Consider the following 19,072-nt stretch of genomic DNA (forward strand, 5'->3'; position numbering starts at 1 on the left):
CATTCAAGCATCCCTGCCATTGTAACATAGGTTGTGATCGATCATGAACACTTGCCATGTCAGTGTATAATATAAGAGTAGCCCTAAATTAATAAATCAAAGAACCATGCACGAGGAGGATATCAATGACAACACCTGTATATATTTTGTCTGGATTTCTAGGCAGTGGCAAAACCACCATGCTTCAACATATGATTCAAGAATGGAAATCCCTTGGCAAAACACCTGCTGTGATTATGAATGAGATCGGCGATGTCAATTTGGATGGGATGATGGTCGATCAAGATGTGGCGATGGCTGAATTATTAAGTGGATGTATCTGCTGTTCGATTCGTGCTGATCTAAGTATGGAATTATATAATTTAATGGAAACCGAAAAGCCTGACGTGATTATTATCGAAGCTTCCGGTGTGGCGAATCCAATCGAAATTCTAGATGCGGTTACAGAGACTTCATTGTACAACCATATGGAATTGAAAAATTTGATAACTGTAGTCGATGCAGCTCATCTATGGGAATTGTATCAAGAGCAGAAAGGCAAAACATATCGTCTGATGCAAGAGCAGATTCGGTGTGCTTCTGTATTGATTTTGAATAAAAGTGATCGTGTCGATGCAACAACCATTACAAAGTTAGAAGCTATTCTACGTGGATGGAATGCGTATGCACCTATTCATACGACAGTGCGCTGTGAAGTGCCGAGTACCATCTATACAGACCTTTCATCGATCGTCGATGCCAAAGAAACATTAGCGCAAAATAAACAGACTTCAACTTCGACTGAACACAGTCATGATCATACCCATTCCGAGCATATGCATGGTTCACATAGTCATGTGATGGCGTATACCCATTATTTTGAGCACCCGATTAATAGTGAAGCTTTTGAGAATGTAATCCGGTCTTTACCGACTGAAGTTTATCGTGCAAAAGGGATTCTAACATTTAACGACACCGCAAGTCGTTTTTTGTTCCAATATGCTTATCGTGAAATGGACTTTATGAAGATTACGCCACAAAAAGCAGTCCCTGATGTTGCTGTTTTTATTGGAGAGCATTTCGACAAAGAGTTGATAAAGGAACAGTTGTTAGCATTAGAAGAGCAAGCTGCTAAATTATCGTAAGTACACAGTTTCAATATGAGTATAGCCGGGGTAATAGTTCGATATAACTATTACAATCTCAACGGAGGTCATACTAATGATGACTAATCAAAAATTATACCATGCTCATATTGAAGCTTGTGTCGAGGCTATGAATGCTTGTAATCTTTCGTATGTAGCTAATTTGAAAGAATATAATCTTGAGAAATTGTGTGACTGTATACGTATTACTCGTGAATGTGCAGAGATCTGTTCTTTTACAGCACAATCGCTAAGTCAAGGTAGCCAATTTGCTGGTGAAATTGCTGAATTATGTGCTAAAGTCTGTGAAGCTTGTATTGATGAATGCTCCAAACATGACAATGCGCACTCTCGTGAATGTATTGAAGCCTGCCGTCGTTGTGTAGACATGTGTAGAGATTTGATGGTAGCTGTATAATCTACTACTTTATACATAGACAGTAAGGATAACCATAACTATTTTCAGAACCTTTGCATATTTGCGAAGGTTTTTTATTGCAATTTTTAGGTTGCGTAAACCTAACACCGTATGTATAATACAATCTAAACTTTACATTTATCATTCATGAACGAGAGAGTAGCCATAACGATCACTGTTTAAGCAGCGAACCGGGAGAGTGAAAGCCGGTAAAACATTCGTAGGTGAACCGCACTCGGGAAATGACTTATTCAAAAGGTGAACACGATCATGGATCTAATTTATCTGTATAGATAAGTCCGGCTGACACCGTTATCGTTATCAAGCGACAGTAATGGGATGATGGAGCAGATACAATAATGGTAGTATCCACATATACATACTGTACAAAGAGTGGTACCGCGGGAATGCTTATTATAAGCGCTCGTCTCTTAAGTGATAACTCACTTAAGCAGATGAGTGCTTTTTTTGTATTTTGTACATAGTCAAACCAGTATCTAGCAAAGATACAACATGAATAACCACATGAATTTTAAAATATACGTAAAGGAGAATTTACAGATGAAATTAGCTCATTTATTCAAACAACAAGTCGCTTCGATGTTACAACCTGTAACCTCAATGACTGAAGAAGAATTGATTCAAATGCTTGAAGTTCCGCCAACGATTGGTATGGGTGATCTGGCATTTCCTTGTTATACTTTTGCCAAAACATGGAGACGTTCGCCTGACCAGATTGCGACAGAAATAATAACAGCAATAGAACAACCGTTAGCAGATGCTCATATTCAGGCACAAGCTGTAGGTGCTTATATCAATTTGACCTGGGATCGTGCTTATTATGGAACTGAGATATTATCCAGTCTAGAAGAGCAACAAAATACAGAGCTTCAGATAGGTGCAGGTAAGCGGATTGTAATCGATATGTCATCGCCTAATATAGCCAAGCCTTTTGGAGTAGGACATTTGCGTTCAACCATTATAGGAGCGGCTTTGCATCGGATCTACCAAGCCGTAGGGTATGAAGCGATTCGAGTCAATCATTTAGGAGATTGGGGAACACAATTTGGTAAATTAATAACCGCTTACTTACGGTGGGGCGATCCAGAGCAATTGAAGCTGAATCCTATAGGAGAATCGTTAAGAGTATACATTCAATTTCATGAAGAAGTTGAACAGAATCCTCGGTTAGATGATGAAGCAAGAGATTGGTTCCGCAAATTAGAACAAGGCGATGCTCAAGCTGTAGAACTATGGCATTATTTTGTAGACGTAAGTATGCAGTCGCTTCAGAAAATGTATCAACGGCTAGGGGTAGAGTTCGATGCTGTACTTGGTGAAAGCTTTTATAACGATAAAATGCCTGCTGTGATTGCGCAATTGCAGCGTCAGCAATTACTTGTCGAAAGCGATGGAGCACAGGTAGTGAGATTAGATGAACAGGAATTACCACCATGTTTGATTTTGAAATCAGATGGGACAACGATTTATCCGACCCGTGATCTGGCGACTGCTATTTATCGCAAAGAAATAATGGGTGCAGATCAGTTGATCTATGTGGTCGGCGGAGAGCAGACATTGCATTTCAAACAGGTATTTGAAGTGCTTCGTAAAATGGGACACTCATGGTCAACAGATTGTATTCATGTGCCATTTGGCTTAATGAAAGTTGATGGTAAAAAGATGTCTACCCGTAAAGGAAAAGTGGTCTTTTTGGAAGAAGTATTGGATCAAGCTGTAGAACGAGCAACACAAATTATTGCTGAAAAAAGTCCTGATTTGCCGAATAAAGAACAGGTGGCTGAGCAGATCGGTATTGGTGCGATTATTTTCGGGGATCTCAAAAATAATCGTCAGAATGAGATCGATTTTTCATTGAAAGACGCTGTAACTTTTGAAGGAGAGACAGGTCCCTATCTTCAATACACCTATGCTAGAATCCAAAGCATTTTGCGAAAAGTACAAACAATGAATACTTCACAGCATAACCAGACCACAATCGAACTGGAAACAGATACAATGAATAGAGAATGGAGTCATGCGAGCTGGGCTTTACTGATCCATTTATCAAGATACACACACGAATTGGAACGAGCAGCAACACAACATGAACCTTCTATTATCGCTAGATATACACTAGAAACCGCCAAGTTATTTAACCAATTTTATAACAAAGATCGGATCGTGGATGCTCCGCTGTCTGTGAAGGCTCAGCGTATGTCACTTACTATGCAAACAGGACTTTATTTGAAAAGGCTAATGACTTTACTTGGACTGCAAACGCCAGAACAGATGTGATTGCTGTATAATTGATGTGCAACAAATGAGAACTTCTATACGTCTAGGGCATTGTAAGGTTGAATAAAAACCAATTTATTCGACAGTAGACCTATTCAATGGAGGGATGATTACAAATGTGGAATCATAAGAAAAAAGCAGTAGCTGTATTAACATTATCATTGGCGATTGCAGGAGCAGGAAGTGCAAGTGCTGCTTCTACATTTACCGATGTGAAAGACAAAGATAATCAAACAATCATCAATATGTTACATGATAAAGGAGTTATTAATGGCGTGACTTCTACTCAATTCAAGCCAGATATGACACTTACACAGCCACAAGCGATTCAGATTTTGGTTAAAGCTTTTGAATTAAAAGGGGATGTAACAAAACCGGGTGATGATCTAGTTCGTAAAGCATGGTATACCGACGCTTTACGTATTGCTGAAGCTAACAATATATCGATCCCTTCATTTGATGCTGAGAAAAAAGTAACTCGTGAGCAATTTGCAATCTGGTTACATGAAGCAATTAATGTGACAGGTAATTATCCTACAACCAAAATGTTTGCAGTCTTTACCGATCAAGATCAAATTAGTAAAGAAGCTTCAGGAGCGATTCAAGATTTGGTCAATATGAATGTGATTGATCGTAGCTCTGTAGGTAAAGCATTTATGCCTACCAAAGAAATTACACGTATGCAAGCCGCAGAATGGGTATACCATGGTGTACAAATGGTAGATCGTTATAACAAAGCAAATGATGATACAACTACTCCTGCACCAGGTGAAACGGGTGATGATCAAATGGGCAATGAGCCAGAACTAAGTGTTGCTCCAGCAGAGACAGCGGATCAACAAACAGTAACACTAACTGTACAACTTCCTAACCCGGGTTATTCAGTAGAAATTACTAAAGTACAATTAACCGATGATAAGCGTGCAGTGGTTAGTTACAATGTGAAAAAACCAGCTCCAGGTGAAATGAATCCTCAAGTGATTACAGAAGGTAAAGTAACAACAACGATCCCTGAGGGATATACACCTGAATTGGCTAAATAAAACTCCATTCAATAAGCATAAAGCATAAAGTATAAAGTATAAACAAAAAGACCTGAGCCACTGTATAGGAATGTACAGTTAGACTCAGGTCTTTTTTTATGATGTTTTTTCTGGGGTGTAGGTCATTTTACAGTTTCTACAATATAATCATGCACCGTTTATGGTTTGATAACAGGAGGTTCAGTAATCTTTTTCTTTTCATATAGATTAGAGCTTACTTTGAACCAATCAAATAAATGAGTCACGATTACTTTAAGTACAGCATAACCAGGAACAGCTAACAAAATTCCAATCACTCCGAATAATTTACCTGCTGTCAAAATCACAAAGATAATTGTAATCGGATGAACTTTAAGAGATTTACCCATGATCTGTGGCGAAATGAGTTTACCTTCTATTAATTGTACAATCGTCCATACAATCACCATTTTTAATAACATAAATGGAGAAGTCACTAGAGCCACTATCAATGCTGGAGTAATCGCAATAGCAGGTCCCAAATAAGGAACAATACTTGTACAAGAAGCCATAATAGCTAGAATTAACGAATAATCAAGACCGATAATCTGATAGCCAATATAAAGTAAGATCCCGATACATACACTCACAATAATTTGTCCACGAATATACGAACTGATCTGATGATTCATTTCAGACATTACTTTACCGGTTTGACTACGTAAAGTCACAGGAATAAATTTCATAATGAAATTCGGTAATTTAGCGCCATCTTTAAGTAAGTAAAATAAAATAAATGGAACGGTCACAATCGATAATACCGTTTCCGTTAAAGCTCCCAAAAATCCACCAATACCAGTAAACGTCTGGTTAATAATAGAAGATCCTTTTTCCGATAAATTCTGTACCAGATCATTCGGATTGATACTGAACGTATGTTGTATTTGCTTGGATACATCTCCACCTAACCAGTATTGAATCTGATTCACAATACCATCGTAAAAGGATGGAATATTACGAATTAATTCTCGAATCTGCGTCTGAATCACAGGGATGACAAGGCTAACAATTAATACAATCAGACCGATAATAAGAAGATAAAGTAAAATGATGGAATATATTCTTTTTACTTTGCGTTTTTCCAGAAAATTGACTAATGGATTAAATAAGTAAAACAGAATACCGCTCAAAATAATAGGCAAAATTACAGTTTTAATTAAAACGAAAAGCGGGGTAAAGACATAAGGTATTTTGGAAAGTACAAAAATGTTTATTGAGATTAACAACAATACTAGCAAAAAAATGACAAACCGATTGTTTAGAAAAAATAATTTGAATCGCTCGCTCCAAGGTCGAGTTCGTTCCATGGCCATTCATCCCCTTTAAGACATTATGCTCTAGTTATTTTATTTGAAAAGCATTAAGTTAACAATAGCTTGCCGCAAGCAAGAGAGCAAGTTACATATGTAAGGATATGAAAAAAGACACAAAAACGTTTATTGCGTCGAAAGACTCATAAAATTTACTTTGCTATGACTTTTGTCACAACGATATTGCTTATTATTTGCTAAAATTTAAATTAATAAGTGACTCAATCGTACAAAAGTGAGTATAGGTAGAAGCAAAGTATAACTCATCTCTTTACTCATTATCCAACATATGACCTTATTTATTTCTACTCCAAATCTTAGATCTATGAGGTGTATCATGAAATTATCATTAGGTTCAAAGTTAGTTTTAAGTTTTATCGGTGTATCTATTATTACGTATGGAACAAGTGCCTTTTTTATTTTCTATTTGAAAGCGTATTTAGCAACAGAAATGAGTGATTGGTTATATGTGTCTATTATATTGTTGATGGGCATTACTTGGAGTGGGATATTAGGATTTGCGATTTCTAAATTTTTAACTAAACCAATCGTTAATCTATCCAAAGCAGCCAAGCGTGTATCCGCAGGCGATCTGATGGTAGATATCCCAGAGCGTCGTGAAGAAGATGAAATTAAAGTATTGAATGATGCTTTTCGCGTCATGGTGAACAATATTAAAGATATTATTAACGATATTGCTAGTAATACCACGACCACATCTCATAATGCCGAAAATCTCAGTCATTCGATTACCGAAGCGACCAGTCAGATTGAGTCTATGGCAACAGTAGCAGATGATATTTACCGTGGTGTAGGCAAGCAACGTGAATCTTCAGAGTCTTCACTACAGACCGCAGAACAGATGTTGGAATCTTTTCAAGAAATGAAAGAAAAGTCGTCTCATATGCGTGCCTTGTCTGGTAATATGGAACAATCAGTAGAAGCGACCAAAAATATCTTTTTATCACTCAAATCAGGCATGAGCACATTATCCGAATCTCAGACACAAGCGGAACAAACGGTACGTCTGTTAGATCATCAAGCTTCTGATATCGGTGCTGTTACAGGAACAGTCAAAGAATTAGCAGAGCAGACTCATTTGCTAGCGTTAAATGCTTCTATCGAAGCGGCTCATGCTGGGGAACATGGAGCAGGATTTGCTGTCGTTGCTACAGAGATTCGTAAATTGGCAGAACAAAGTAACGATTCAGCACAGAAAATTCATAGTCTGATTATGGCGGTACAAGCTCAGATTCATGAAACGGTGCAGTTGATTCATAATCAAAATGAATTGGTACAAAATGAAACCTCCAACACGCATAAAGTAGAGTCTACACTGATCGAATTTTCAAGTGTAGTGTATGAGTTTATGTCTGCGGTTCAATTGATGGAAGACTCTATTACAGAACAAACAGATCGTGTAGAACTCACGTATCAGAATGTGCATACGATTCGTCAAATGGCAGATACCTTTTATGAGGGAGCCAAACAAATTTCCATGGCAACTCACGAAGAAACGGCTATTATGGAAGAAATTTCTTCATCTTCTGATGAATTAAGCACAATGACCAGTCGCTTATTAGAAAAAACAAAAGCGTTCTCATTGTAAAATTTGAAATAAATTAGTAAAAAAGAAGCCTGCATAATCCATTGATCTGGATCATGCAGGCTTCTTTTTTATGTTGTGCGTCCAGCAAGATGAGCAGGGACTTGAACTTCTTTGTCTTTCGCAGACTCGGTACCATCAGCGACCATATTGGAACCGGAACCGACTTGCATCCGGTACATCTGACGATAACGTCCATCTATTTCCATTAATTCATCATGACTACCACGTTCTACAATTTCACCACGATGCAAGACGAGAATCTGATCTGCACTGCGAATCGTAGATAAACGGTGAGCGATAATGAAAGTGGTACGTCCTTTTTTCAAAACATCCAAAGCGGATTGAATCAATGCTTCTGTCTCTGTATCAATATTCGCTGTTGCTTCATCCAGAATAAGAATCGCTGGATCAAAAGCAAGTGCTCTAGCAAATGAGATCAATTGACGTTGCCCCGCAGAGAGTGTACTTCCTTTTTCCATAACAGGTTCATCATAGCCTTTAGGAAGATCAGACAGAATCTGTTCTGCACCGACATCACGTAAAGCTTGTTCGATACGTTCACGCGAGATCTGTTCATTTTCCAAATTGACATTAGAAGCAATCGTTCCTGTAAATAGATAAGGATCTTGAAGCACGATGCCCATATGCTGGCGTAACCATTGTTTCGGCAATTGTTGAACATTTTGACCATCGATTGTAATCGTGCCTTGCTGTGGATCATAGAAGCGGAAGAGCAGGTTAATGATCGAACTTTTACCAGAACCGGTATGACCGACCAGGGCTACAGTCTGACCTTGCTTCGCTTCAAAGCTAATGTGTTTGAGTACAGGATCTTTTTTGTAAGCAAAAGTTACGTCTTTAAATTCTACATTCCCTTGATAACGAGGCATAGCACCATCGGTCACTTGCTCGCCTTTTTCATCCATTAACTCGAATACACGTCCTGCGGATACCATAGATAAATCGAGTGCAGCTAATTGATTGACCATGCCTGTAACCGGTTGGAACAATCTTCCTAATACATCGACAAAAGCGTACAGTACTCCTAATGAAATGACACCTTCGACTCCGCCTAATGCAGAAGCACCGAAATACCATAACACAATCGCAAAAGTAAGACTGCGCAAAACGTTAACTAGATTATGGGAAGTAAACGCATTTAGATTTAACATTTTATTCTGATAGAACAGGTAATCGTTATTCAAATTCTCAAATTCTTCTTGAGTCTGACGTTGCTTACGGAATACACGAATAATCGACATTCCTTGAATTGATTCATTGATAATAGCATTAATTTCACTCAGTCTGGAACGAATAATCGTATTATATTTGGTTGCTATTTTACGATAAAGTACGATCCATAGAACGAGTAGAGGGATTACAAACAAACAAATCATACCCAGACGCCAGTCTAGTAAAAAGAGTGCGATATAGACACCAATCATATAGACAATCCCTGAACTAAAGTTAGCTAGTACAGCGACAAATAAATCTTTGACAGCTTCAGTATCATTCGTAATCCGGGATACTACTTTACCTGCTGGCAGATTATCGAAAAAAGGAATTGGCAATCGCTGAATATGAGCATACAAGTCTAAGCGTAATTGCTGAATGACTTTGTTGGCCGACGATTGGAGCCAGTACGTTTTCCCAAATTCCATAATAATCGTGATCAACAAGAATACAAAGTACCAGCCAATTAGCTTATAAATACCCGGCAATTCAGGTTGATAAAACGAAAATAATTTGTTAGCTGTCAAAGGAACAGCTGGATAAGAGGCTGTACTTTGATTATTTTGAATCGTTAATACCCCATCTGTAAATGTTCGTTCACCTTTCGTTGAAGGTACAGAACCTTCGACAAAATAAAAACTGGTTCCACTCTGGATCACATGAGCCTGTGCTCCTTTAGTTTCGCCTTCTGTCCAGAAACCTTCACGTTTGTAATAGTTGCCGTTATACAGTACAGCATTCGTACTGGAAGAAGTCTGATAAAAAGGTTGTTCAATTGCGAATAAATGATTATCAATAATATTTTTAGCGATAAAGGGACCTGCAAGTTCAGCCCCTACACCGATCGCTAACATGACCAATGCTATAATAAAAGTTTTTTTCGAGCGTAACGCATATTGGTAAAGCCTTTTGGTAATGGTTTTGTTATCGAGCTTTGTTGTCGGTTGCTCGTTGTAATCTTGAGTCTCCAATGCAGACACCTACCCCTCTAAGGAATCCGCCAATTGCTGACGTTCATATTGCTCACGATACCAGCCATCCGACTGTAGCAATTCAGCATGGGTTCCTTCTTCAATAATTTTTCCGCGATCCAGTACGACGATATGATCTGCATGTTCTACCGCTGAAAGGCGATGGGTAGCGATCAATGTCGTTTTACCTGCACGTTTGGTACGAATATTTTCAATAATTCTAGTTTCTGTACGAGCATCGACAGCGGATAAAGCATCATCGAGAATCAGTACTTCAGGTTCAGAGATAAATGCACGAGCAAGCGATACACGTTGTTTTTGACCGCCTGATAAAGCCACGCCACGTTCACCCACAATCGTATCTAGACCATCAGAAAGCGTATGCAGATCTTTATCAAAAGCTGCTGTATGAATCGCATTCAACACTTCATCATCGGTAGCGTCTGATTTACCGAAGCGAATATTTTCACGCACACTACGAGAGAAAAGGATTTGTTCTTGCGGAACATAACCGATCCAACCGTGTAATTGATCTTTGGCAATATCCTGAATAGGTACATCACCAATCGTAAGATTTCCTGCTCCTGTAGGATATTCATAGAGCAGTTGTTTGAGTAGCGTGGATTTACCACTACCCGTTCTGCCGACTACGCCTAGAGTCTCACCTGCACGAATCTGTAGATTTAGATGCTCTAGATTATCGACAGTGGACGTAGGATAACGGAACGTGACATCTTTAAATTCAATTTTATGAAGGGAAGGAACATGCACAGGTTGAGTAATATCATCTACATCAGGTTTTACATAAAGAACTTCGTTCACACGATCTAGCGAAGCGCTACCACGTTGCATCAGATTGATCAATTCACCAATCGCAAACATCGGCCAGATCATCATTCCTAGATACAAGTTGAAAGAAACCAGATCGCCAAGTGTTAACTCATTATGGAACACCAGATAAATTCCGTACCCGAGTGCAATAATATAACTCAATCCCACAAATAGTCGAATTGTAGGTTCAAATAGCGCATCCACCATAACGACTCGTAAGTTTTTGCGATAGACGTCGTCAGTGATCTTTTCAAATCGGTTCTCATCAAAACGTTCTTGTACATACGCACGAATAACACGTACACCAGCAACCGATTCGAGTACCTGATCGTTCATATCACCGAAAGCATCCTGTGCCAGTGTATAACGTGCATGAACCACTTTACCGTAAATCGCCATAGCCAGTGCTATAAAAGGAAGTGGAAGAATAGCCGCAATCGTTAATTTCCAGCTAATTACGAATCCCATCGCTAACAGTATCGTTAATAAAAAGAACGTGGAATCGGTAAGAGTTAACATGCCGAATCCTACAGTCATAGACACCGCACGTAGATCATTGGTGGCACGAGCCATCAAGTCACCTGTACGATTTCGTTCAAAAAAGGGCGGAGTCATACGTAGCAAATGAGCCATAAAGCGAGTACGTAATAGACGTTCTACCAGATTTGATCCACCGAATAGACTATGCATCCATACATACGTAATTCCATAGATCACAACCAGAATAGCTAATGTGACGGAAATATAATAAACCAATGAAGACACGGTAATCGTACCGCCTGAAATCTCATCAATCGCACTGCCTAGTAACTTAGGAGGTGCTAATTCAAGTACACCGGCAATGATCAATAAAATAATACCGATCAAATACCGCTTTCGTTCGCGGCTGAAAAACCAGCCTAAATTTTTAAAAACAGCAAACATATACTCACTACCTTTCTGTCGAACACTTGTCAAAATCCACATAAAAAGACACGTCGTCTGCAAACGCAAACGACGTGTCTTGTATGGACATCATATAGCGCGATTGCTAAGCAACCGCCATATGACAAATAATTATCATGTTGGATAGAGATCAAGCGTGATTTAAAGTACGCAATCTACTTGAAGGATTCCATCTGCTGGGGTGCTCCGATATTTAATTGTGATAAAGCTACGGGAACATAGGCGTGGTTATGTACATTCATCATTTTATCCATGGAGATTCACCCTTTCTTCTTCAAAGTAGTATGCAGATGGTAATAACTTCTAAATTAGTACCTGTCTGCTGTTGATTGTATCACTGCAATTTTTGCATTGTCAACGTAAAATTCATAAAATCTTCATATTTTTTTAATATATAGCTATTTTGTTGCAAAGAAATGAATCAAAAAAGCAATAAAGATATCATGTTATAATAGGATAGAAAATAGGGTAAAGGTAAAAAAGAGAGGTGGTATAAATCATGAGTATAGCCGTATCTGATGAAGCCGCACGCTGGTACAAAAAAGAATTGAGTCTAGCTGAAGGCGATGCTGTTCGCTTTTATGCACGATACAGCAGTAACAGTGAAATTCATCCAGGGTTCTCACTAGGCATTTCTGTTGAACCACCAGTGAGCCCGGCATTAACGCAAGATGTAGAAAATATCCATTTCTATATGGAAGATCAAGATTTGTGGTATATCAACGGATATCGCCTGAATGTTGAATATATTGAGCATGAAGACGATATTCGGTATGCGTACATGCCTGAATCTCAATAAGGCTCGCTGTATTATTGGATCATCGATTCAAAAAAAGCTTCTTCCTTGTTATGAGGAAGAAGCTTTTTTTACGTATTTTACTTGGAATAATTTAAATCCATTTAGACAGTAGGTGTGCCTTCAAGAGCAAATGCGAAATCTTCGATATCGTATACTTGCACAGGAATTTTGGCTTCAATAATTCGATGAATCATTTCAAATTGATCGGTCAACATCGGTGCTTCTTTTTTTAGCGCAGAAAGAATCATTTCCGTTTCAATCGGATCAAAAGATTCGCCATAGTGAGCATTATCCATCGCATTAATGATTTTTAATTGGACTTTTTCACTGAGTAAAATAGCCGAACTTTGAGCCCATGGAACTTGAAGAGAACGTTGAATTTTCTTTTTGTTCAAGGGTTCTTCAAAATAAGCAATCAATTGCTGAATTCTTGTTTTGACATACTGATTCTCATTATCTTCATTCATTAACGGTTCAGTACTTTCCGCAAATTCATATAACTCCATAATACTTGTGTAAGGCACAATATATTCTACCGGTTTTTCCGGATCAAGCAGTTGACCATAGATTGCGATCATAACCGCTTCAATAACAAAAGTTTGAGACATAGGTGTATCCTCCTGGATGATGCTAACACATTCAATATAAGCATTTTATCATCGATTCATATTTAGAAAGTATATCATACCTAAGCCTATCGGATAAGCATAATCGTTGAATGTGGTTGGTTATAGTCATTATAGAGGCTACGATTTGCCAATTAGTAGAGATAATAGACCTGCGGCAATCAATGGACCTACAGGTACACCTTTGAAAAAGGCTACGCCTAACAGTGTCCCTATTAACAATCCAGCCACTACAGTAGGTTGATTAGTCATTAATATCGTGCCCCGTCCACCAAGATAAGCCACGAATAAGCCAATTCCGATCGCAGCAAGTGATTTCCAGCTGAGAAAAGAAGAAAGTATCGTATCCAGTGAAATTTTACCACTTGCAAGTGGGGTCATTACACCGATCGTCAAAATAATAATACCAATTGTTAAGCCATATTTCTGTAACCATGGAAAGGCTTGATGCCAGCCCAATACGCGAATAAGCAATAAGACTAGCATAGCAATCGTTACGGTTGAGTTATTACCAATAATCCCGAGCGCCGCTAGAACTAACAAAATCAGTGCAGGTGTATCGATCGCAGCCATTTTGATAAGATCACTCCTTTCTTGACATCTTTAAATAGCAAAATGCCCGCATAAGCGGACACCTTTACATTTAAATGATTACCTTTTTTATCGTGGATAAATTTTTATTAATGAGCCAGTTGTTTGTGAATATGATTCGCAATTTTGTTACCATGACGACGACCTGTCTCAATAAAGACTTCATTTGCATTACGACCAGAGGCGATAACGCCAGCTACATACAAACCCGGAATATTCGATTCCATCGTTTCCAGATCGAACTTCGGTTTATCCATATCGTCACTCATTTCAATCCCAGCAGATGTGAGTAATTTACGATCAGGATGGAAGCCTGTCATAGCAAGGACGAAATCATTCTCAATCGTTGCTGTTTCGCCATCATTTTGCGTGATGGTAACTTGAGACGACGTAATCTCTGTGACTTTAGAGTTCAAGTGAAGAGTGACATTGCCTTTCAACACCTGACCTTCAAATACAGGACGTACCCATGATTTGATATTTTGAGAAAGATCGCTACCACGGTAGACCATATCGACATGAGCACCGACACGTACGATTTCAAGAGCAGCATCGACAGCAGAATTACTTCCGCCAATAACAGTTACCCGCATACCCGCATAAGGATGAGCTTCACGGAAATAGTGAGTTACTTTATCTAATTCTTCACCCGGAATACCTAGATAGTTCGGATGATCAAAATAACCTGTAGCAATAATAACTTTACGTGCTTTATATGTTTTGTCTTCGCCATGACGATTGGTTGTCTGAATCTCAAACGTACCATCTTGTCGTGGTTGTACTTCCAAAGCTTCCGTATAAGGCTGTACACGTAGATCGTAATGACCTGCTGCACGGCGATAATAAGCTAAAGCTTCATGACGGAAAGGCTTGTCATACGGAGTAGAGAACGGCAAATCTCCGATTTCTAACAATTCAGCTGTACTAAAAAATTGCATATTCGTTGGATATAAGTAAATCGAATGTACCATATTATACTTTTCAATCAATAATGTCTTCATGCCTAAACGTGTGCATTCGATTGCAGCAGATAATCCGCAAGGTCCAGCACCAATAATAATTACATCTTCCATCACAGTGGTCTAGCTCCTTCCATAATCTCTTTTCTGTATAGACGATCTTTGTCCGTTCAGATCGTTATTAAAATAGAACCATATTTATCCTACCTTAATATGTTATAAAATTCTAGCTTGCTTAGGCACATAGACACAATTTAAGATGCAAAACGCACAAATTTGTAAAAAATTGAATCAATTCATGTTAAATGAGGTACAATGATAGTAAGCACAAAAAAGTTAGCAACTTTCTTTAGAGGTATCTGAAAACGTTTTCGCACTCGATCGCTTAGTTATCCCAGAATGAGGGAGGAGAGACCGATATGTCTGTACTTGGACTATTTAAAAGAAAAGACAAAGAAGACGTCAACAAGTTCCCGTCGGTTCATGTAACACTAGACGAATTGCGCTGTGCAGTATTGCAATTTGAACGTGAAATGGGTAATGGGATTAATCGTACCGTACTAATGAAAGAAGATAGCAGCTTGGACTTGCCACGTATCGCTCGTTATTTAGGTGGAGTGAGTGATCAGAAGTTCTATTTATCCCGAGAGACTTTTGAGATTTTTGCAGAAGAAGACAAGTCTATTCCGTATCATTTGGATCGTGTACAGCTTGCTGTAGATGATTATATGAATGAAACTGGAAAATTACCGATTGTAGAAGACTCTGTGTATTTTGAAGTGGATTCTCGAATGTTGTATCAACAGCATTATTTGCATGAGCTTCCTGAGTTCAAATTGTATATGACCGATCAAGAAATGATGGTGACCCATCGTCAGCCTGTAGCGTTACCCGATGTCAAAGCACAGGAAGATCGTTCTTACGTATTGTTGTAATTTATAATGAAGTTTAACTAGGAACATTCACAGATCAAAGAGAGTAGATTCTCTGCACACTGTATATTGATAAAAACCCGCTGATATCTAAGCGGGTTTTTTGTTGCATTTGCTTAAGGTACAGTTCAAGCACTGACACAATCTGCTATACTTTTAGTAAATGATGTATAGAGATTACATATAGGAGTGAGAGAGATCATGGAGATTAGTGCAGTTATTTTTGATTTGGACAATACATTAATGGATCGAGATCATACGTTTCGAACTTTTTCACAAAAATTCGTTGCAGATTACTTGGGTCATGTCGATGAACAGAAAGCCAGAGATATTGTAGGGTATATGCGGATTACTGATGCAGACGGCTACCGGGAAAAACAAGGTTTTTTTGAAGAATTAGTTGAGCGTTTGCCCTGGTTAGAAAGACCGAATGCAGATCAATTATTTGCGTACTATAAAGAACATTATATGAAAGAAGCCCGTCTTATGAATCATGCCCTTGAAGCGATCCACGCATGTCAGGCTCAAGGATACAAATTAGGCATATTAACGAATGGACACCATGAAATACAATACGGCAAAGTAGAACACTTGGAATTGGAATCTTATTTCGATGTAATTCTTACTTCAGGTGAAGCAGGGATCAAAAAGCCAGATCCGAAGATTTACGAGATGATACTGGAAAAGTTAGGCACGACGGGGGAAGAAACGGTATTTGTAGGCGATCATCCTACGAATGATATCTGGGGAGCTTCTCAATCAGGGATGAGAGGCATTTTCCTGCGACGAAGTTTTGAGTGGGATCAGCAGTTAGGGATAGAACCGTGGCATGTGATTAATGAGTTGAATGAGTTGGAAGACATTTGGCAGAAAGTTAAGAAGTAGTATTGGGATAATAAAAATTAAATTAGCATCAAAAATTGGAACTAAAGACCTTCTAAAAAAGGTCTTTTTTTGTTTTAAATGAAGAAATTACTATTTTTTGAAAATAAGATGTGGTACTATAGTCTTGTTTGTTAGATTGCACCTTATTTTACAATTAAATGGGTTGAACATTAAAATGAAATAAACACCAAATAACTATGAATTATTTGGAGGTCTTTTAATGTGTGAAATAAATTTTTGATAAAATTTGGAGGAACTACTAATGGAATTAGAAAATAATCCAGTTACTAAGCGTTTAATTGAAAAAACTGAACGAGAATTAAATCATTTTTTAGATGATTTAGCTACACAATCAATAAACAAAATGTCTTCTTTATTTGCTGGATCTGGTGTATCCCGAAATTCTGGACATTCGACTTGGGGATATTTATTTGAATCTTTAGCCGCCGAATTAGAAATAAAACTTACAGAAAATACAGATTTATATAAAGTCGCGCAATATTATGCTAATAAATATACAGAGCCGCAATTAAGAAAAAAAATTAATGAGCAGATCAATAAATTCAAACCTGGAAATGAAATTTTAAGTGAATTAATTGATGTGAATTTCAATAATATTTGGACAACGAATTATGATCCTTTAATTGAACAAGAATTGGATCGTCGATTTATTCCTCGTAATGTTATACATAATGAAAAAAACTTAGTCAATATTGATCGAAACGAAAAAGTGAATGTTTATAAGCTTAATGGTGATATTTCTGACTTAGAAAAAATGATATTAACTAAGAAGGACTATGATCACTATTCAAATAGTCATACTTTATTTTTAACATTTTTGAAAAAAGAATTAATTTCAAATACTTTTCTTTTTGTTGGTTATAGCTTTACAGATTCCCTTGTTCTCGATTGCCTTAGTTCAATAAATCATTTACTTGGAGGAGTAGGAAATACGCATTATGCCATCATGCTAGTAAATCAAGAAACAACGATTGAATTTGAGCATATGGTAGACGATCTCAAACAAAGATATAATATTCAAGCTATTTGCATAACAAAAGATAGTATCATTCCTCTTTTAAAAAAATTAAATGCTAGAATTAGGGAAAAAAAGGTTTTTATATCTGGTGCATATGACAAAGTCAAAAATGAGGTAGTGACCCAATCAGATCAATTATCGCAAGCTTTGGTTACTTCATTACTTGGAAAAGATTATAGAATATCTACAGGAGTAGGAAAACGGTTAGGCACTCTAATCACTGGATACTCTTATCAATATTTGGCGGAAAAAGGTTTTCAAAATAAGGAGAAATATCTTTCAATGAGACCTTTTCCTTTTCATAAAGATCTTTCACAAGAGAAAAAACAAGAATATAGAATCAGCATGTTACATGATTGTAGTGCCGCTATCTTCTTATTTGGTCAAAGTAAGAAAACTACAGAACAAGGTTCTATTGAAAAAACAGGACATTACAGTGAAGGTGTTTATCAGGAATTTTTACTTGCAAAAGAACGCAATATGACGATTATTCCTGTTGGAAGTACTGGATACGAAGCAGAAGTGATTTGGAAAGAAGTTAAGAAGAATATTAATGAATTTCCTTATCTTTCACAAACAATAAATGAACTAATGACAGAGAAAGATCCTGAAAAAATAGCCAATATTATTTTACACATCCTTAACGAGGTTGCCGAGAACAAACGTGCTAACTAATAATAAGAAAAGGCTCTCGATCATTAGTATGTCTCTTAAGTCTACTTCTAGTGAAAGTTTTGTTTCGTTAAATAACTTTTTGAACCCAGCTGTATAATAAGCAGGGGCGTTACTTAAATCGTAATTACATTCTATATAAGAACAGCCAGCATATAGTAAAGCTATTCGAGAATTGAAGTTTTTTTCATCTAATTCCAAATAAGATCGGAGTAAGATTAAAATATAAGGATCACATTCTCTTTTTTTCATCCTTTTCTCTAAAGCATGAAAGTTGCGACTTTCATGCTTGCTCAAATCATCCGAAAGAAATTTACAAATAATATGGTTGCAGGTTGAACGAACATCAATAGAGGGAGTAATTTCTTTATAAACTAAATTTTTTAACCAATCGTATTTTGGAGGAATTTCACTTGCAGAAAGATTAAAGAATATAGGAAAAACATGCATATTACCTTTTAAATATTGTTCATACATTAAATCGATTTCTTCATTGGCACAATAAGACTGAATCGAATTCGGACTTAAAATTATGATTCCATATGAAGATGCTTCGACTCCTTCCACAAAATTTTTATAATTGCGTTCGTCACCTAGAAGCATCTGATCTCGATCATACCATACAGGAATTCGGTAATTTCTAATATGGTATAGGATGGCTTCTACTATATTATGGCGATCCTTGCTTGAAAAACAAAAAAATATCATAAATTTCTCCTTTTGCTATGTAATCATGGAATTTAATTTATTTCACACATTAAAAGACCTC

The 19,072-nt window shown here is 37.4% G+C and carries 16 protein-coding genes; 9 read left to right on the top strand and 7 right to left on the bottom strand.

Annotated features, from left to right (window positions below; all coding sequences use genetic code 11):
* Positions 1 to 125: 125 nt before the first annotated feature.
* The 4 genes from PO903_RS14500 (at position 126) to PO903_RS14515 (ending at position 4,883) form a co-directional block, all read left to right on the top strand.
* Positions 126 to 1,124, top strand: coding sequence for a CobW family GTP-binding protein (locus PO903_RS14500; RefSeq protein WP_273593751.1), 999 nt, complete (start codon positions 126 to 128; stop codon positions 1,122 to 1,124).
* 79 nt (positions 1,125 to 1,203) lie between these two features.
* Entirely contained in the window at positions 1,204 to 1,542 is a 339-nt protein-coding gene (locus tag PO903_RS14505) for a four-helix bundle copper-binding protein (protein ID WP_273594658.1), read from the top strand.
* A gap of 561 nt (positions 1,543 to 2,103) precedes the next feature.
* Complete coding sequence (gene argS / locus PO903_RS14510; protein ID WP_273593752.1) at positions 2,104 to 3,840, top strand: arginine--tRNA ligase; 1,737 nt, start codon at positions 2,104 to 2,106, stop codon at positions 3,838 to 3,840.
* Between the two features lie 116 nt (positions 3,841 to 3,956).
* Entirely contained in the window at positions 3,957 to 4,883 is a 927-nt protein-coding gene (locus tag PO903_RS14515; protein WP_273593753.1) for a protease complex subunit PrcB family protein, read from the top strand.
* 158 nt (positions 4,884 to 5,041) lie between these two features.
* Here PO903_RS14515 and PO903_RS14520 read toward each other — a convergent pair whose 3' ends face one another.
* A complete protein-coding gene (locus tag PO903_RS14520) occupies positions 5,042 to 6,208 on the bottom strand; it encodes an AI-2E family transporter (protein WP_137222771.1) in 1,167 nt (388 codons plus the stop codon).
* 340 nt (positions 6,209 to 6,548) lie between these two features.
* Between PO903_RS14520 and PO903_RS14525 the strand changes: the two genes are divergently transcribed.
* Positions 6,549 to 7,820: a methyl-accepting chemotaxis protein gene (locus tag PO903_RS14525; protein ID WP_069327305.1), complete on the top strand. Its 1,272-nt coding sequence runs from the start codon at positions 6,549 to 6,551 to the stop codon at positions 7,818 to 7,820.
* Positions 7,821 to 7,888: 68 nt separating this feature from the next.
* On the opposite strand, the gene PO903_RS14530 is transcribed toward PO903_RS14525, so the two are convergent.
* Positions 7,889 to 10,024 carry an ABC transporter ATP-binding protein gene (locus PO903_RS14530; RefSeq protein ID WP_137222773.1) on the bottom strand — a complete coding sequence of 712 codons (2,136 nt, stop codon included), beginning with the start codon at positions 10,022 to 10,024 and terminating at the stop codon, positions 7,889 to 7,891.
* Positions 10,025 to 10,033: 9 nt separating this feature from the next.
* Positions 10,034 to 11,779, bottom strand: coding sequence for an ABC transporter ATP-binding protein (locus tag PO903_RS14535; protein WP_069327304.1), 1,746 nt, complete (start codon positions 11,777 to 11,779; stop codon positions 10,034 to 10,036).
* A gap of 520 nt (positions 11,780 to 12,299) precedes the next feature.
* Between PO903_RS14535 and PO903_RS14540 the strand changes: the two genes are divergently transcribed.
* Complete coding sequence (locus PO903_RS14540; RefSeq protein WP_069327303.1) at positions 12,300 to 12,599, top strand: HesB/YadR/YfhF family protein; 300 nt, start codon at positions 12,300 to 12,302, stop codon at positions 12,597 to 12,599.
* A 101-nt stretch (positions 12,600 to 12,700) separates the two neighbouring features.
* Here the strand turns inward: PO903_RS14540 and PO903_RS14545 are convergent, their stop codons facing one another.
* From PO903_RS14545 to PO903_RS14555, 3 genes are all read right to left on the bottom strand, one after another.
* The gene (locus PO903_RS14545) at positions 12,701 to 13,207 is read right to left on the bottom strand and encodes an ADP-heptose synthase (protein WP_069327302.1); all 507 of its coding nucleotides are present in this window, start codon (positions 13,205 to 13,207) and stop codon (positions 12,701 to 12,703) included.
* A gap of 138 nt (positions 13,208 to 13,345) precedes the next feature.
* Positions 13,346 to 13,789 (bottom strand): DUF441 domain-containing protein, encoded by a 444-nt coding sequence (locus PO903_RS14550; protein ID WP_069327443.1) that lies wholly within the window; start codon positions 13,787 to 13,789, stop codon positions 13,346 to 13,348.
* Positions 13,790 to 13,905: 116 nt separating this feature from the next.
* On the bottom strand, positions 13,906 to 14,889 hold the full coding sequence (locus tag PO903_RS14555) for a YpdA family putative bacillithiol disulfide reductase (RefSeq protein ID WP_069327301.1): 984 nt from the start codon (positions 14,887 to 14,889) through the stop codon (positions 13,906 to 13,908).
* A gap of 305 nt (positions 14,890 to 15,194) precedes the next feature.
* On the opposite strand from PO903_RS14555, the gene PO903_RS14560 reads away from it, so the two are divergent.
* The 3 genes from PO903_RS14560 (at position 15,195) to PO903_RS14570 (ending at position 18,306) form a co-directional block, all read left to right on the top strand.
* Positions 15,195 to 15,710 (top strand): DUF3939 domain-containing protein, encoded by a 516-nt coding sequence (locus PO903_RS14560; RefSeq protein ID WP_137222777.1) that lies wholly within the window; start codon positions 15,195 to 15,197, stop codon positions 15,708 to 15,710.
* 198 nt (positions 15,711 to 15,908) lie between these two features.
* The gene (locus PO903_RS14565; RefSeq protein ID WP_273593754.1) at positions 15,909 to 16,592 is read left to right on the top strand and encodes an HAD family hydrolase; all 684 of its coding nucleotides are present in this window, start codon (positions 15,909 to 15,911) and stop codon (positions 16,590 to 16,592) included.
* A gap of 262 nt (positions 16,593 to 16,854) precedes the next feature.
* Complete coding sequence (locus PO903_RS14570; RefSeq protein WP_069329911.1) at positions 16,855 to 18,306, top strand: SIR2 family protein; 1,452 nt, start codon at positions 16,855 to 16,857, stop codon at positions 18,304 to 18,306.
* On the opposite strand, the gene PO903_RS14575 is transcribed toward PO903_RS14570, so the two are convergent.
* Positions 18,262 to 19,011, bottom strand: a complete 750-nt coding sequence (locus PO903_RS14575; RefSeq protein WP_273593755.1) for a toll/interleukin-1 receptor domain-containing protein — start codon at positions 19,009 to 19,011, stop codon at positions 18,262 to 18,264. The two genes, PO903_RS14570 and PO903_RS14575, sit on opposite strands and share 45 nt — an antisense overlap.
* Positions 19,012 to 19,072 lie beyond the last annotated feature (61 nt).

This window comes from Paenibacillus sp. PK4536, assembly GCF_028594455.2.
Lineage (GTDB): Bacteria > Bacillota > Bacilli > Paenibacillales > Paenibacillaceae > Saccharibacillus > Saccharibacillus nuruki.

Excerpts from the sequence above, each read along its gene's own strand:
- PO903_RS14500 (WP_273593751.1), top strand. The coding sequence starts at position 126 with ATGACAACACCTGTATATATTTTGTCTGGATTTCTAGGCAGTGGCAAA.
- PO903_RS14505 (WP_273594658.1), top strand. The coding sequence starts at position 1,204 with ATGACTAATCAAAAATTATACCATGCTCATATTGAAGCTTGTGTCGAG.
- argS (WP_273593752.1), top strand. The coding sequence starts at position 2,104 with ATGAAATTAGCTCATTTATTCAAACAACAAGTCGCTTCGATGTTACAA.
- PO903_RS14515 (WP_273593753.1), top strand. The coding sequence starts at position 3,957 with ATGTGGAATCATAAGAAAAAAGCAGTAGCTGTATTAACATTATCATTG.
- PO903_RS14520 (WP_137222771.1), bottom strand. The coding sequence starts at position 6,208 with ATGGAACGAACTCGACCTTGGAGCGAGCGATTCAAATTATTTTTTCTA.
- PO903_RS14525 (WP_069327305.1), top strand. The coding sequence starts at position 6,549 with ATGAAATTATCATTAGGTTCAAAGTTAGTTTTAAGTTTTATCGGTGTA.
- PO903_RS14535 (WP_069327304.1), bottom strand. The coding sequence starts at position 11,779 with ATGTTTGCTGTTTTTAAAAATTTAGGCTGGTTTTTCAGCCGCGAACGA.
- PO903_RS14540 (WP_069327303.1), top strand. The coding sequence starts at position 12,300 with ATGAGTATAGCCGTATCTGATGAAGCCGCACGCTGGTACAAAAAAGAA.
- PO903_RS14545 (WP_069327302.1), bottom strand. The coding sequence starts at position 13,207 with ATGTCTCAAACTTTTGTTATTGAAGCGGTTATGATCGCAATCTATGGT.
- PO903_RS14555 (WP_069327301.1), bottom strand. The coding sequence starts at position 14,889 with ATGGAAGATGTAATTATTATTGGTGCTGGACCTTGCGGATTATCTGCT.
- PO903_RS14560 (WP_137222777.1), top strand. The coding sequence starts at position 15,195 with ATGTCTGTACTTGGACTATTTAAAAGAAAAGACAAAGAAGACGTCAAC.
- PO903_RS14565 (WP_273593754.1), top strand. The coding sequence starts at position 15,909 with ATGGAGATTAGTGCAGTTATTTTTGATTTGGACAATACATTAATGGAT.
- PO903_RS14570 (WP_069329911.1), top strand. The coding sequence starts at position 16,855 with ATGGAATTAGAAAATAATCCAGTTACTAAGCGTTTAATTGAAAAAACT.
- PO903_RS14575 (WP_273593755.1), bottom strand. The coding sequence starts at position 19,011 with ATGATATTTTTTTGTTTTTCAAGCAAGGATCGCCATAATATAGTAGAA.